Here is a 15,353-nt window from a genome sequence, read left to right on the forward strand (position 1 = left end):
TTGCAGAAATTTCTGTCAATTAGTTTACTTTCGTTTTTTAAATGAAACAAAACTTCTTGCTATAAAAATATGAATAAACATATCTTAGTATTACTACTCTTCTTGAATATTACCTTAACGTTTGCTCAAGACATTTACGAATACGAAAAAGAAATTACCCATAAAAACAACTACCAATTTACCGAGTTTAAGTTTGCAAAAAATGACGAAAACATTTCACTCTTTGGTACTCTAATTGAGCCTAAGTTAAACTATGATAAAATTGTTTTTATTGTTAGCGGAACAGGACCACACACAAGAAATGCACACAATTATTTAACAGAAGAGCTTTTACTAAACAATATTGCAGTGTTTAGATTTGACAAAAGAGGTACCGGAAAATCAGAAGGAACTTATAGCAACCAACCCACTACATACATTAAAGACCTATATAATATACTATCTGAATTCAAAACTGATTTTAGTGATAAGAAAATAGGCATTATAGGGCATAGCTTAGGGGGTATTGCAGCTATCGGAAGTATTCAAAAAGGTTTAAATATTGACTTTTTAATTCAATGGTCTACCCCTGTTGGTAATTATGGAGATTTTATTAAATACCAACTTACCTCACGGTATACAAATAAAGAATTGAATAATTTATTTAAGACAAAAGACAGTAAGGAAATAGATGAAATTATTCATATGGTTCAAGCTACTGTATTTGCAAATAGCAATAAAGAATACGCCGATATTTATGATGCTGTAGAGAAAAAAGCTAAAGAAAAAGGATTTAAAGAGAAACAATTTCGCAGACTTGTAGTTAATCCAGATAATATGGATTTGATGAAATATAATTTTGATTCCACTTATAAAAATTTAGAAATCCCAACCTTATACATTATTGGTTCTAAGGACTCTTTTGTTAATCCAGAAAAAACTAAAGAAACTTTTGAGGCTTACCATAATTCAAACATCACATTTACCATGTTTGACGGTTTAAATCATTATTTAACCAATACTGGTGAAATTACAAAAATAACCAATGAACTTTACAAAATGGATGAAAAAGCAAAGAGTACCATTATAAATTTCATCAAGAAACAATAACTAATAAAGATAAACAAGGTGCTTTGTAGTGCTATTGCAGCTATTGTTTAGCTTACTTCATTTCATTATTATCTCACAATATTTTAAATAAAAAAGAGAACCTTATACAGATAATTAAACTTCATAGGCTCTCTTCAATTTTATATTGTAGCTATTTTTAATTAGGCAGTTACTTCTTCCTCTTTTTTAACTACTACTTCAGATTTATTTTCACGTTTGTAGTAGCGGAAAATAGAACGCGCTGCTTTATCGTAGTTAATGTAATTATACATCCAGTTAAAAAAGGTAATTACTCTGTTTCTAAAACCTACTAAAGAGAATAAGTGAACAAACATCCAGATAAACCAAGCAAAGAAACCTCCAAAGTGTAATTTTTTAATATCTGCTACTGCTTTGTTTCTACCAATTGTTGCCATAGAACCTTTATCTATATATTTAAAAGGTTTCATAGGTTTATTGTTAATAAGGTTCATTAAGTTTTTAGCTAGTAACTCACCTTGTTGAATGGCAGGCTGTGCTAATTGTGGGTGACCTTTCGGATATTCATCAGACATCATTAACGCAATATCACCAATGGCAAATATGTTATTATAGCCGTCTACTTGGTTATATTCATTTACTATATATCTTTTTACTTTATCATGTATGGCATTTTCATTAACCCCTAAAACAGGATTTCCTGTTACCCCGGCAGACCATATAAAAGTACTTGCCTTTAAAATAACTCCTTCTTTAGTTTCTACATTCGTTCCATCGTATTGGGTTACTAAAGTTTTTAAATGTATGGTAACTCCCAACTCTCTTAAAAACTTCTCGGCTTTTTTAGATGCCGTCTCGCTCATAGGAGGCAATAATCTAGGAGCTCCTTCCAACAAGTGAATTTCCATTTTAGACAAGTCAATATCCGGATAATCTTTAGGAAACACTTTACGTTTTAATTCTGCCAATGCTCCGGCTAGCTCCACGCCTGTTGGTCCACCCCCAACTACTACAAACGTCATGTACGCTTGGCGTTCTTCATCATTTTCGGTAACACTTGCCTTTTCAAAATTCTGAAGCATAAAGCTTCTAATATCCAATGCCTGTGGTACGGTTTTCATAGGAAGCGCATTATACTCAATTTGCTTATTTCCGAAATAATTAGTTTTGGTACCTGTAGCAATCACCAAATAATCGTATTCTAAACTACCTATATTGGTATCTATAACCTGGGTGGTTGGATTTATATTTTTAACTTCTGCCATCCTAAAATGAAAATTCTTATGTTTTTTCATAATCTTTCTCAAAGGATAAGCTATCGAATCTGCTTCTAACCCACTGGTAGAAACTTGATATAATAAAGGCTGAAAAGTATGATAGTTATGTCTATCAAACATCACAAGTTGTATGGGAAGTCCTTTTAGTTTTTTGGCAATTGAGATGCCTGCAAACCCACCTCCCACTATTACAACCCTGGGCATTTTGGTTTTGGGTATATTCATTAGAACTTGTTTTAATAATTACTATAAATTTACAGTAAAAAAAATGATAATCCCTTTTTAGTAAGTATTTAGTATTTAATTAATACTCTAACCTTGTAATTTTAGCATATATTTTAATTTTGTACGTAACATTTTTACCTTAATGACTACATATAGCTAAACATCGTCCATTAGTGAACAAAGAATTACAACATACATTTGTAACCTTATTAGAAGAAAACCAAAATATTGTACATAAAATATGTAGGTTATATACTTCTGATCAAGATTCACATAACGACCTTTTTCAAGAAATTACAATACAATTATGGAAAGCCTATCCAAAATTTAGAGGGGATGCTAAATTTAGTACTTGGATGTATAGGGTTGCCTTAAATACTGCAATTACTTTATACAGAAAATCTAAGAAAAAAGTAAAAACTCAAGAATTTGAGGGCGTTAGTTTTAAAATTAAAGCTGAAGAGTACAACGATGAAATAGAACAGCAATTAAAACTAATGTACGACGCAATTAGAGAACTAAACGACATAGATAAAGCATTGGTTTTTCTATACCTAGAAGACAGAGATTACAAAGATATTTCTGAAACCTTAGGAATATCTGAAGTAAATGCAAGAGTGAAAATGAACAGAATTAAAACCAAACTTAAGACCGTTTTGAACCCATAAGTTATGGATGAATTAGAATTTTTAAAAAAAGACTGGCAACGTAAGGCGCTAACGCTCCCTAAATTGTCGTACGACCAAATACACCAGATGATCTGGAGAAAATCTTCCTCCATTGTGAAGTGGATTTTCTATATAAGTATTATTGAATTTGTATTTTGGTTGGTAATAGCTATCTCTGCTAAATTTACAGATGTATTAAATGCAGACAGAGTTGAGCTTATAGAAGAGATTTTTCATGTATTTATTATACAAGCTATCACATTTGTATATTATGCAGGGCTTATAGTTTTTATCTATTTCTTCTTTTTAAATTACAAGCGCATCTCTACTATAGATAATGTAAAAACATTACTAAAAAATATTCTTAGAACCCGTAGAACAGTTAACTATTATGTATGGTTTAATTTAGGATACTTTGCATTGGTAAGTATTATTACCCTATCTATTCTTATCAATCAGAATGCTGATATGGTAAACTTACACCAAGAGTTTACAGAACAAGGTAGAGAAATGACCTTTTACATGGCTTTCTATGGTGTTACCATTTTATTTATTGCCCTATTTGGCTTTGTCATATGGTTATTTTACAAATTGCTATACGGTATATTATTAGGCAAATTAAAACGAAATTATAAAGAGCTAAAGAAAATAGATTTATAAAAAAAGCGATTCTTATGAATCGCTTTTTTTATGATGATCTGCGCTGTAGCGCCTTAGTTCATTTAATTCTTCCATTTCCTTAATTTCTGCGGTAGTTAACACCTTTAAGAAAGAAGGATGTTGCTCAATAGCATATTCAATTTTTTCTACTATATCATCTATAGACTCGTTATCATAATCAATTTGTAAAGGCTCTTTAATCACCATAGATTGTAGAATTCCTTTCTTCTTAACGTTCAATCCTTTTTTATCAAAAGAACGTCTAAACCCATCTATTACAATAGGTATTACAATAGGCTTGTATTTTTTAATAATATGAGCGGTTCCCTTTCTAATAGGTTTCCAAGGTTTGGTAGTACCCTGCGGAAAGGTAATAACCCAACCATCATTTAAGGCTTTCCCTATGTTAGAAATGTCACTCATTTTCACCTGTCTGTTTACCTCTTGCCCGTTAGCTCTCCAAGTACGCTCTATACTAATAGACCCAGCATAGGCTAAAATTTTTGGTAAAAGCCCTGCTTTCATAGTTTCTAAAGCAGCTACATAGTAAATATTAAGCTTAGGGTGCCATAGATACCCTACATTTTTAATAGAGTCTTGTCTACCCTTTAAGCTTGCATTAAATACGTGAAACATGGCCACAACATCGGCAAAATAGGTTTGGTGGTTAGAAATAAAAAGCACCTTAGTCTCTGGTAAATCTTTAATAATTTCTGACCCTTCTATTTTTAGTTGATTAAATCCATTATAGCGTCTGTGCGTCATTAAACCTGCCACTCTAATCAACCATTTTTTCAAAAAAAGTATATGTCCAAAAGGATTCTTTTTAAATAACCCCATATCTGGTTTTAGTTTTAAGGATAGCTACAAACATACGAATTAGAAATTATATGACCTGTTTATATAAGCTTTTAACTTCATTTAAAATCATTCCGGTAGCACCCCAAACAATGTAATCGTTAAAATTAAAAGCTGGTACCTGTATATTTTTTGCATAAGACGTAGACATAAGTACCTCTTCTACAAGGGTATCGTCTAATAAATCTTCAAACGAAACTTTTACTAAGGTAGCCACTTCTGCCTCCTGTATGGTAAAATCGGGTGTATCATCTACATATCCTAAATAGGGTTGTACCAAAAAATTACTAGGCGGAATAAACACCTTACTTAGAGTTTTTACAATTACCACATTGTCTTGTGCTATCCCAATTTCCTCTTCCGTTTCTCGTAATGCTGTCTCTGTTAAATCAGCATCGGTAACTTCTACCTTACCTCCTGGCAACGATATTTGATTAGAATGTACCCCTTTATAAGTGTGCCTCAAGGTTAATAAAAAATAGGTTTTCTCTGTATCATCTGGATAAAAACACGCTAAAACAGCCGCTTTCCGTGCTTCTGTAAATGATGCATTGGATTGTAAAATGTTCTTAATTCTTAATTCAGAACTCATTTTATTGTGTGCCTCCCTGCCGGGTAAAGGCATATTTTGTACTTTTGAAGTAATTTGTTTAAAATCATTAAAATTCATGTTGCTAAAGCGTTTTTCTTTTTCAATTCTATTGTTAACTTTATTAATTGTGGGGGCTTGCTCAAATTCTAGCAACAAAACCTCTAAAACTAACCTACAAATTACTAAAGAAAAAGATACCATAACAGAAAAAACTGATTCAATTGTTGAAAAAGTAGAAGAAAAACCTGCTGTGGTAGAAAAAGACACCTTTAGACTTACCGAAGATAATGCTATTGACTTTTTCTATAATTACGAGAAAACCATTACCGAAAACAAAGTACGTATTAAAACCAAGTTTGGTAATATAGACATTGAGCTATTTGAAAATACGCCCTACCACAGAGCTAATTTTATTTACTTAACTAAAAAGCATTATTTTGATAGTACTTACTTTTACCGCGTAGTACCTAATTTTGTGATTCAAGGTGGAAATACCGATAGTTACAAAACCTCTAAAAAAAGAGCTAAAATAGGTAGATACCTTTTACCTCCTGATACCAGAAAAGGACACAAACACCACCGTGGTACTATTTCTATGCCTAGTAGCGAAATTGACAACCCTCATAAACTGGCATCGCCTTTTGAATTTTTTATTGTAGTACAAGATCCTGGTGCTTACCATTTAGATGGAGATTATACTGCCTTTGGTAGAGTAATTGCTGGTATGGATGTAGTAGACGAAATAAACAAAGTACGTACCGACGAACGTGAATGGCCCTACCAAAATGTGGTTATCACTTCGGTTGAAATATTAAAATAACCCTCGTTTAAACTGAACAAACAACGTAGTACTTAATCTCTATTATCTAGTAAATTACATTTGTTGGGTGTAGTAGTTATAATCTTTAAGTACGTTTTCTATAAAAACAATAGGCTTTTCTTCTGGGGTTACCTCTAGCAAATTTTTAAGCTTATCGGATAGCGCCACAATAATATTATGGTTTCCATTTATCTTAGCATTTGAGAAAACCGATTTTATTTGGTTTACATCTTTATCTGTTAAAATTGATACTTGAGGGTATGTAGGCACATAATCTTCCGGTAGTTCTGCATGAATGGTTTGGTGTAAATGAATCTGTTTCTTTTCAGTTATAACAGTTGTTTTTGCCGCCCTATCACCTATTCTTTGCGAAGATGGACTTAGTAACATAGATAAAACGGCAGCACCACAAGAAGTTAATAGTACATCAATTATTCGTAAAATCCATCTTACAAAATAATTAGAAAAGCTGGCGCTACTACCATCCATTCTCACCACTCTTATTTTCATAGCATACTTACCAGGAGTTCTACCATTTGTAAAGGTTTCAAACAATAAATAATATAAAGAAGGCGGTAATGATATAATAAGCCACAAAGTCCAATCAGTTCCTAAATGAATATCTATAGCAGACAAAATAAAGATGGCTGCAATAAAATATGCCACAATAATTAGTGAGTCTAGCAAATAGGCCAAACCACGGTCTACTATGTTAGCAACATTATGAGAAATTCCTACATTTTGTGAAGTTTCTATTTGGAAATTATCCATATTTTATTTTCTTTGGTAAACTTTTCTGTAAATATATAATATATAGTCAGGCTATGCGCGAAGCAGCATTTGTAAAACAAAATAAAGATAAATGGTTAACATTTGAAAATATTCTGAAAAAGAATACAGAAATGTCTCCCCAAGAATTATCTGACCTATATATAGAAATTACAGATCATCTTAGTTATGCCAAAACGTTTTATGCTGGCAGTAATACAGAACGGTACTTAAATCAGTTAGCTGTAGAGGCACATCAAAAAATTTATAAAACCAAAAAAGAAAGTAAAAATAGAATTATCACTTTCTGGAAAGATGAATTCCCACTAACCTTTTATCCGTACCGAAGAATATTATTAATAAGCTTTTTATTTTTTGCACTATTTACTGCTATTGGTGCTTACTCTTCTGCTACAGATCAAGATTTTGTTAGGTCTATTTTAGGAGACGCTTATGTAAACATGACTGATAGTAATATTGAGAACAATGACCCCATGGCCGTTTACAAGCAACAGGGAGAACTAGATATGTTTTTAGGTATTACCATTAATAATATTAGAGTTGCTTTAATGGCATTTGCACTGGGTCTTATGCTTTCTGTAGGCAGTATTTATATGCTTTTAAACAATGCAATAATGCTAGGTTCTTTTCAGTATTATTTCTACAGTAGAGGAGTTTTCTGGGAATCTGTAAGAACTATTTGGATACACGGTACCATAGAAATATCGGTTATTATTATTGCCGGATGCGCAGGTATGGTAATGGGAAATAGTATATTATTTCCTAAAACATATACCAGGTTACAATCTTTTCAAAGGGGGGTAAGCAATGGGGTAAAGATTGTTATTAGTACCATTCCGTTTTTCATTATAGCCGGTTTTTTAGAAGGGTTTGTTACCAGACATACCGAAATGCCTTTATGGCTATCTATACTAATAATAATGGGGTCTTTATGCTTAATTGTATTCTATTATGTAATATACCCCAAACAAGTGTATATGAAACATCAACTAGCTAAACAATCTATAACTAACTAAACACTATGAAAACGTATATTGAATTTAAAAAACAACGACAATTAGGAGATATTATTTCTGATACCTTTAATTTTATAAGAAATGAATTAAAACCTTTTTTTAGAACTGTTTTACAGATAGTAGGCCCTTATCTTATTGTATTTCTTATTGCCATTAGTTTATACGGTTATGCTTCTTATAGCACATTTGGGCAATTTATAAGTGAGTTTTCTTATACTACCGATGTAGGTCTGAAGAGTTTTACCGGAGTTAATATTGCTTTGTTTATTGCTGGTATTATTTTATTAATTTTTAGTGTTATTGCAATATATACCCTTTCTCATGCTGCTACTTTATACTATATAGAATCTTATGCTGATAATGAAGGAAAAGTAGATTATGAAGCTGTTAAAGACAAGTCTAAAAATAAATTTTGGAGTTTTATTGGTTTAGGTATTTTAGTGGGGCTCATGGTAGGTTTTGGTTTTGTGTTATGTATTATACCAGGTATTTATGTATATGTTCCACTTAGTTTAACCTATGCTATTATGGTATTTAGAAACACCTCTGTAGACGATGCTATAAGCGCTAGTTTTAAATTGGTAAAAAATGAATGGTGGATTACATTTGCAACCCTTATTGTAATAGGTATTCTGGTTGGTATTGCTGGGTCTGCTTTTGGTATGCCTGCAGCTATTTATCAATGGGTAAAAATGGGGATAATTCCTGGCGCTATGGACCTTAATGAACCTGCAGAAATATTTGTAGATCCTATTTACTGGATGTTAAATTTACTTTCGTATGCATTTCAATATTTGCTAAATTTTGTAACTATTATTGCTTCTGCCTTTATTTATTTTAATCTAAATGAACGCAAAAACTTTACAGGAACCTTTGAAACAATTAATAACATAGGAACTCAATCTGAAGATTAATGCCTAAGCTTACATCTGTTATAATCATTTTTATAGTATTGTTTACCGTATTCTTCGGAAGTGGTATGTATGCAAATGAATACCAAGGAGAAACTGTACCTTCTTTTGAACAAAATACTATTGAAGATTATAAACAAGATAGTGACTTTGATTATACCGAAACTACAAATGAAGGGTCTAATTTTATAGAGATCATCAAAGCGTGGATCATAAGTTTTTTATCATGGATAGCAGAAAATATATTTAGTACTAAGTTCAATATAACTTGGCTATCCATTTTTTTTGAGATTATGATTTATGCCTCTATAGCATTACTAATTTTTTTAATTATTAAGTTATTTCTAAACATCAACCTCAAAAGTTTTTCTTCTAAGAAAGCTCATAAAAAAGCTGACATTCAATTTACAGAAGATGAACATATTATTAAAAATGAAGATATAAACAAGTTGATTAAAGAGGCTGTAGCAAAAGAAAATTACAGATTGGCTGTTAGGTATTATTACTTGCTAACCCTTCAAGATTTAAGCGAACGAGAATTGATACATTGGGAACAACAAAAAACCAATAAAGACTATATTGTAGAAATTTCTAAAGAAGTACTAAAAGTTCCTTTTGACTATATTACCAACCTATATGATTATATATGGTTTGGAAATTTTGAAATTGACCAGTTTAAATTTCTTCAAATTGAACAAGAATTTAAAAAGTTCAACTCTAAAATAGCAACAGTTTGAGAAAACGAGGTGTCATATATATAGTGCTTTTAGTGTTAGCTATCCTATTGTTGGTAATTGTAGACAATTCTAAACCAAAAGAAATAAATTGGTTTCCAAGCTACAATGCTAAAAAAACATTACCCTTTGGTACTTATATACTTGCGCAGCAATTAGAAAATGTGTTGCCTAATAAAAACATACACGTTTCTTCTATTGCACCACATAATAAACTAAGCAATAATGAAATAGAAGAAGGCAGTTATTTTTTTATTAATTCTGATGTTGCTTTTGGCCCGGATGAGCTGGAGAGCCTTTTAGATTGGGTTTCCGAAGGAAATAATTTAATTGTTGCATCTCATACAATTGAAGAATCTTTGCTAGACACCCTACAAGTATCTGCGCAAAAGTTACCGCTGTTTAAAAGCATTACATCTTCTGGAGTTCAACTTAAAAATGACTACAGAAAGGAAAAAAACCTTAGTGCTACATATGATAGAGCTATTGAAACATTGTATTTCGATTCTATTAAAAAAGCTACTCCAATAGCACATCTTAGCATTAATGATAAACCTGAAAAATATACATTTGCTATAACTAAAAAATTTGGAGCAGGCTCTATAGTGCTTATCACCTTACCAGAAGTATTTACCAATTATTTTATTTTAAAAGAAAACAATAACTATTTTTCAGCTTCCTTATTAGAGTTTTTAAAAGGCCCTAATATCTATCTTGATCAGCATTATATTAATGGAAAGGTTATTTACCTATCTCCGTTGTATTTATTTTTAGAAAACAAATACTTAAAGTTGGCCTACTATTTTCTTATGCTAACGCTTTTTATTTTTATAATTTTTGAAGCTAAAAGAACTCAAAGACCCATTCCTATTATCAAACCGCTTACCAACCAAACCCTAGCCTTTACTAGAACTATTGGTAATATGTATTATCAACAAGGAATGTATAAAGATATTGTTACTCAAAAAATAGAATTGTTTTTAACCGATATAAGGCTAAAACTGCACATTCCTACAGAACATTTAAACGATGCATTTTATAATCAGTTATCCGCTAGAACCAATAAGCCTGAAACTGATATAAGAGAATTATTTGACTATATTAAAGAGTTAAATGCAAAAAATACAATTACCAAAAACGAAGTACTTAAACTAAATAGTTTATTAGAAGAATACAACCTGTAAATTATGGATATAGAAAATACTGAAAACTTGGCTTTTAATAACCGAATAGACCTTGAGCAATTAAAAGAAGCGGTTGCCAATATTAAACAAGAACTGGCTAAAGTAATTATTGGTCAAAATGAATTTATAGAGTTGTTAATTGTAGCTTTATTATCTGATGGGCATGTGTTAATTGAAGGTGTACCAGGTATTGCCAAAACCGTAACCAGTAAATTATTTGCCAAAACACTACAAACAGGTTTTGGCAGAATACAGTTTACTCCAGATTTAATGCCAAGTGACGTTTTGGGTACTTCTGTTTTAAATATGAAAACTTCAGATTTTGAGTTTAAAAAAGGGCCTATTTTCTCTAATCTTGTTTTAATTGACGAGATTAACAGAGCACCTGCAAAAACCCAAGCTGCTTTATTTGAAGTTATGGAAGAAAAGCAAATTACCATAGATGGAACAACCTACCAAATGGAACCACCTTTTATGGTATTGGCTACACAGAACCCTATTGAACAAGAAGGTACCTATGCACTACCAGAAGCACAGTTAGACCGTTTTATATTTAAAATAAAATTAGGGTATCCTTCAGTAACTGAAGAAATTGATATTTTAAAAACGCACCATGAGCGTAAAGAAAAACCAGTTACTACAGAAATAGCGGCAGTTCTTACTCCGGAAATGTTACTAGATTTTAAACTAAAAATTAAAGACATACTGGTTGAAGAAAAAATATTTAAATACATCGCTGAAATTATAGATAAAACTAGAAATCACCCGCATTTATATATTGGTGCTTCTCCTAGAGCTTCTATTGCCATTTTAAAAACAGCCAAAACATATGCTGCTATTAACGGAAGAGATTTTGTAATTCCTGAAGATGTAAAAAATACCTTGGTTCCGGTACTAAACCATAGAATTATCTTAACTCCTGAGAGAGAAATGGAAGGTGTTACCCCAGAAAAGGTTATTTCAATGATTGTTCAATCTGTAGAAGTTCCTAGATAATTGAAGCTGATAGCATTTATAAAGAGTTTATATATTGATACCAAGTTATTGTTTGTAACCCTTGGTATTGCTCTTATATTCTTACTTTCTTACTGGGTACATCCGCTATATCAAATAGGTTGGGTTTGTGCTTTAATTTTTTGTATTGTAGTACTGGCAGATGCCTTATTGGTGTTTGTAGTTACCAATGGAATTACAGCTAGAAGAATTTTGCCTAACCGATTTTCTAATAGTGATCATAATCAAGTTTCCATAACCGTTACCAACCAGTATGCTTTCAATATATTTATAAAGGTTATTGATGAGTTGCCATTTCAATTTCAAAAAAGAGATTTTAACCACTCAGCTACCATACAAAAAAATGGCCATTATGACTTTATCTACGAAGTAAAACCAGTTGAACGAGGCGAATACCACTACGGAAAATTAAATATTTATGTAAATAGTCCGCTACAGCTTATTAGAAGAAGATACATTTTTCAAGATGAAGTAGTGGTAAAAGTATATCCGTCATTTGTTCAAATGCAGCAGTATGACTTTCTTGCCATTGATAGTAAAACATCTACTTACGGGTTAAAAAAAATAAGACGTATTGGGCATACCATGGAATTTGAACAAATAAAAGATTATGTGGTAGGAGACGATATACGAACTATTAACTGGAAGGCTACTGCCAAAAGAGCTTCTTTAATGGTAAATCAATATCAAGATGAAAAATCACAACCTATTTATTCTATCATAGATACAGGTAGAGTTATGAAAATGCCTTTTAATGAGTTAAGTCTTTTAGACTATGCCATTAATGCTACGCTGGCCTTTTCTAATGTAGGATTAAAGAAAAGTGATAAAGTTGGTCTTGTTACTTTTAATAAAAATTTAGACGAATTTGTGCCAGCTTTAGGAAAGCTTACGCATTTAAATACCCTGTTAGAAAAACTGTATAATGTGAATACATTATTTCCAGATTCAGATTTTGGAAATTTATACGGGCACTTAAACAGAAAAGTAAATCAGCGCAGCCTGCTCTTCTTATATACTAATTTTGAACATATTTCTGCTTTAAGAAGACAGCTTCCTTTTTTAAAAGCTATTTCTAAAAAACATGTTCTAGTAGTTATATTTTTTGAAAATACTGAACTTACTAATTTCATTCAGGAAAAAAGTGAAGATCTTCAAGATGTTATACATAAAACCATTGCCGAGAAGTTTGTACATGATAAAACATTAATGCTAAAAGAACTTCAAATTCATGGAATTCAAGGTATTCTTACCAAACCTGAAAACTTAACTATAAATACCATTAATAAGTACCTAGAAATTAAGGCAAAAGGTTTACTATAAGTTTTTTACAGTTCATCACTTAAAATATACAGTTGGGTAGTATTACTTTTTATGACATTGCTAATTTTTGCACTTTTGAAGTGTAAAATTAAAACAACCATAAAAAATTATACTTATGAAAACACTTGCTACACTTTTAATGATTTTGTTAACTTCATTAATTCACGCACAAGAAAAAAACACCTATACCATTAACGCGCAAGTAACCAATGTAAAAAGCGCTGAGGGTAATGTAATTTTTAGCTTACACACCAAAGACACCTTTATGAAAGGTAGCGGTATTAAAATGGTAGTTGCTACCATAGAAAACGGAGTGGCAAAAGCAACCTTTACTGATATAGAACCAGGCACCTATGCTATTATGGTACTACATGATGAGAATGAAAATAAAAGAATGGATTTTGAAGCTACTGGTTTTCCAAAAGAAGACTACGGAATGAGTAACAACCCAATGGCTTTTGGCCCTCCAAATTTTAACGATGCTAAATTTGACATTACTACAGAAGATAAAGATTTTACCATTAGATTTTAAATAACAAAAAAGCCTGCTTAAATAAGTAAGCAGGCTTTTTAATTTTAAAGTTATCTCTTAGATTTTTTCATCTAACCAAGCTTTCATCATCCAAACAGTTTTTTCCTGTTCTGTAATAAAATCACTCATCATAGAATTGGTTCCTTCATCATTTGCTTCATCAGAAGCTATCAGAATTTCTCTTTCTATTTTTAAAAGCTCTGTTAGTGAGTTTACTACCAGCTGTACAGAAGCTTCGTCATTATGAATATTTTTACCTACCGGTACTTTAGATGCCTTTACATAATCGTCAAAAGTATGCAACGGTACACTTCCTAAAGTAAGTATACGCTCGGCAATTTCATCAACTTTCGTATTTGCATCAGTATATAATTCTTCAAATTTAATATGAAGATCAAAAAAGCGCTTACCACGAATATTCCAGTGTATCCCTCTTAAATTCTGGTAATAGGTTTGAAAATTAGCCAATAAAGCATTTAATTTTTCAGCTATTTTTTCTGTTTGTTGGGCATCTAGCCCTAAACTATTATAGTTCATTGATTTAATTTTTTCTTATTTATATCAACAAATTTACAAATACCAAAAACCAATAATACGTAATTCCTATTAGTACTTCTTATACTTAAATTTGAGTTACCTATACCATTATCTCACCACAACTTTTTTAACAATACTACTATCTCTACTATTAATTTTCATAAAATAAGTACCAGCTGCACATTGTAAATCTATATGTTCAAAACCACTTTTAAATTCATTTATTTTTCTCCCTGTGGTATCATAAAGTTCTACCACGGTAATAGTACCCTCTTTTGCATCAATAGATAGTATACCCAATGTAGGATTAGGATATACGGTAACAGCATCATCTAAAGTAAGCTCATTAGTAGTCAATAAACAGTTAGCAGAAAAATTAATTACCGTATGCTGCTGACTAATATTCCATTGGTTATAAGGCAATTGATTATTTTGTGCCAAGACTTCGTCATCTACAGCTACACAAATAGTATTATATACTTCTGTAGGGTCATATTGACTATCAGGCATTACAGAAAAACTAACATCAAGTGAGTTTAATATATCATTATGGTTATTCCTTAAATCTATTTTAGTTAGCGTATACATATTAGATATATCTAAAATGGTTAGATTAGGGTTATTACTCAAATCTAATTCTGTTAACAGGTTAACAGGTGCTACATCATCATGATTTTCTAAATACAGTTCTTCTAGCAATACGTTAGCAGATACATCTAAGCTTGTTAATGCATTAGACTGAAGATTAAGCTTTTTCAACTGTAAATTACTACTAAGGTCTATGGTAGAAATTTCAAAATAATTTATGGTAAGCTCTTCCAAAGCTGTAAAATCTTCTATACCAGTAAGATCGTAGATATAACCAAACCATGCATTTGTAAGATCAAGCGTTAAATAAGTTATACCACTAATATCAGAGGTTAGCACCTGTCCGTTTACAGTAGCATCACTATCTATCCCCAATCCTATTAGCCATTGTTCAAATCCCTGATCTGGTATAGCTGTTGTTTGTCCTTTTACGTGTAACAAACTAAAAAAAGCAAAAATTAAAAGTAACTGAATTTTCATAGGCTATAAGATTTTTACAAAACAAACACTCCCCTATAAAAATAAATCAAAACTATCACATTTTCAACATTGTAGGA

Annotated in this window: 17 protein-coding genes; 11 read left to right on the top strand and 6 right to left on the bottom strand. The window is 31.3% G+C overall.

Annotation, left to right across the window (positions count from 1 at the left end; all coding sequences use genetic code 11):
* Positions 1-69 precede the first annotated feature (69 nt).
* Positions 70-1,089 carry an alpha/beta hydrolase gene (locus tag Y10_RS13230; RefSeq protein WP_281765883.1) on the top strand — a complete coding sequence of 340 codons (1,020 nt, stop codon included), beginning with the start codon at positions 70-72 and terminating at the stop codon, positions 1,087-1,089.
* A gap of 161 nt (positions 1,090-1,250) precedes the next feature.
* On the opposite strand, the gene Y10_RS13235 is transcribed toward Y10_RS13230, so the two are convergent.
* Positions 1,251-2,570: an NAD(P)/FAD-dependent oxidoreductase gene (locus Y10_RS13235; protein WP_281765884.1), complete on the bottom strand. Its 1,320-nt coding sequence runs from the start codon at positions 2,568-2,570 to the stop codon at positions 1,251-1,253.
* A 173-nt stretch (positions 2,571-2,743) separates the two neighbouring features.
* On the opposite strand from Y10_RS13235, the gene Y10_RS13240 reads away from it, so the two are divergent.
* A complete protein-coding gene (locus Y10_RS13240; protein ID WP_281765885.1) occupies positions 2,744-3,238 on the top strand; it encodes an RNA polymerase sigma factor in 495 nt (164 codons plus the stop codon).
* A gap of 3 nt (positions 3,239-3,241) precedes the next feature.
* On the top strand, positions 3,242-3,898 hold the full coding sequence (locus Y10_RS13245; RefSeq protein WP_281765886.1) for a hypothetical protein: 657 nt from the start codon (positions 3,242-3,244) through the stop codon (positions 3,896-3,898).
* Between the two features lie 12 nt (positions 3,899-3,910).
* Here the strand turns inward: Y10_RS13245 and Y10_RS13250 are convergent, their stop codons facing one another.
* Both Y10_RS13250 and Y10_RS13255 read right to left on the bottom strand, forming a co-directional pair.
* The gene (locus Y10_RS13250) at positions 3,911-4,738 is read right to left on the bottom strand and encodes a lysophospholipid acyltransferase family protein (RefSeq protein ID WP_281765887.1); all 828 of its coding nucleotides are present in this window, start codon (positions 4,736-4,738) and stop codon (positions 3,911-3,913) included.
* 46 nt (positions 4,739-4,784) lie between these two features.
* Entirely contained in the window at positions 4,785-5,426 is a 642-nt protein-coding gene (locus Y10_RS13255; protein WP_281765888.1) for an NUDIX hydrolase, read from the bottom strand.
* On the opposite strand from Y10_RS13255, the gene Y10_RS13260 reads away from it, so the two are divergent.
* Entirely contained in the window at positions 5,425-6,168 is a 744-nt protein-coding gene (locus Y10_RS13260) for a peptidylprolyl isomerase (protein WP_281765889.1), read from the top strand. The genes Y10_RS13255 and Y10_RS13260 overlap by 2 nt on opposite strands.
* 54 nt (positions 6,169-6,222) lie before the next feature.
* On the opposite strand, the gene Y10_RS13265 is transcribed toward Y10_RS13260, so the two are convergent.
* Positions 6,223-6,939, bottom strand: coding sequence for an RDD family protein (locus tag Y10_RS13265; RefSeq protein ID WP_281765890.1), 717 nt, complete (start codon positions 6,937-6,939; stop codon positions 6,223-6,225).
* A gap of 53 nt (positions 6,940-6,992) precedes the next feature.
* On the opposite strand from Y10_RS13265, the gene Y10_RS13270 reads away from it, so the two are divergent.
* The 7 genes from Y10_RS13270 (at position 6,993) to Y10_RS13300 (ending at position 13,671) form a co-directional block, all read left to right on the top strand.
* Entirely contained in the window at positions 6,993-7,973 is a 981-nt protein-coding gene (locus tag Y10_RS13270; RefSeq protein WP_281765891.1) for a stage II sporulation protein M, read from the top strand.
* Between the two features lie 5 nt (positions 7,974-7,978).
* Complete coding sequence (locus Y10_RS13275) at positions 7,979-8,887, top strand: hypothetical protein (protein WP_281765892.1); 909 nt, start codon at positions 7,979-7,981, stop codon at positions 8,885-8,887.
* Complete coding sequence (locus Y10_RS13280; protein WP_281765893.1) at positions 8,887-9,621, top strand: DUF4129 domain-containing protein; 735 nt, start codon at positions 8,887-8,889, stop codon at positions 9,619-9,621. The genes Y10_RS13275 and Y10_RS13280 overlap by 1 nt, the downstream gene beginning before the upstream one ends.
* Complete coding sequence (locus Y10_RS13285) at positions 9,618-10,802, top strand: DUF4350 domain-containing protein (RefSeq protein ID WP_281765894.1); 1,185 nt, start codon at positions 9,618-9,620, stop codon at positions 10,800-10,802. The genes Y10_RS13280 and Y10_RS13285 overlap by 4 nt, the downstream gene beginning before the upstream one ends.
* A 3-nt stretch (positions 10,803-10,805) precedes the next feature.
* Positions 10,806-11,798: an AAA family ATPase gene (locus Y10_RS13290; protein WP_281765895.1), complete on the top strand. Its 993-nt coding sequence runs from the start codon at positions 10,806-10,808 to the stop codon at positions 11,796-11,798.
* 9 nt (positions 11,799-11,807) lie between these two features.
* On the top strand, positions 11,808-13,139 hold the full coding sequence (locus Y10_RS13295; RefSeq protein ID WP_281766188.1) for a DUF58 domain-containing protein: 1,332 nt from the start codon (positions 11,808-11,810) through the stop codon (positions 13,137-13,139).
* 115 nt (positions 13,140-13,254) lie between these two features.
* Entirely contained in the window at positions 13,255-13,671 is a 417-nt protein-coding gene (locus Y10_RS13300) for a DUF2141 domain-containing protein (protein WP_281765896.1), read from the top strand.
* Between the two features lie 57 nt (positions 13,672-13,728).
* Here the strand turns inward: Y10_RS13300 and Y10_RS13305 are convergent, their stop codons facing one another.
* Together Y10_RS13305 and Y10_RS13310 are read right to left on the bottom strand one after the other, a co-directional pair.
* On the bottom strand, positions 13,729-14,208 hold the full coding sequence (locus Y10_RS13305; RefSeq protein WP_281765897.1) for a Dps family protein: 480 nt from the start codon (positions 14,206-14,208) through the stop codon (positions 13,729-13,731).
* A 108-nt stretch (positions 14,209-14,316) separates the two neighbouring features.
* On the bottom strand, positions 14,317-15,276 hold the full coding sequence (locus tag Y10_RS13310) for a T9SS type A sorting domain-containing protein (RefSeq protein ID WP_281765898.1): 960 nt from the start codon (positions 15,274-15,276) through the stop codon (positions 14,317-14,319).
* Positions 15,277-15,353 lie beyond the last annotated feature (77 nt).

Source organism: Neptunitalea lumnitzerae, assembly GCF_027924185.1.
GTDB lineage: Bacteria > Bacteroidota > Bacteroidia > Flavobacteriales > Flavobacteriaceae > Neptunitalea > Neptunitalea lumnitzerae.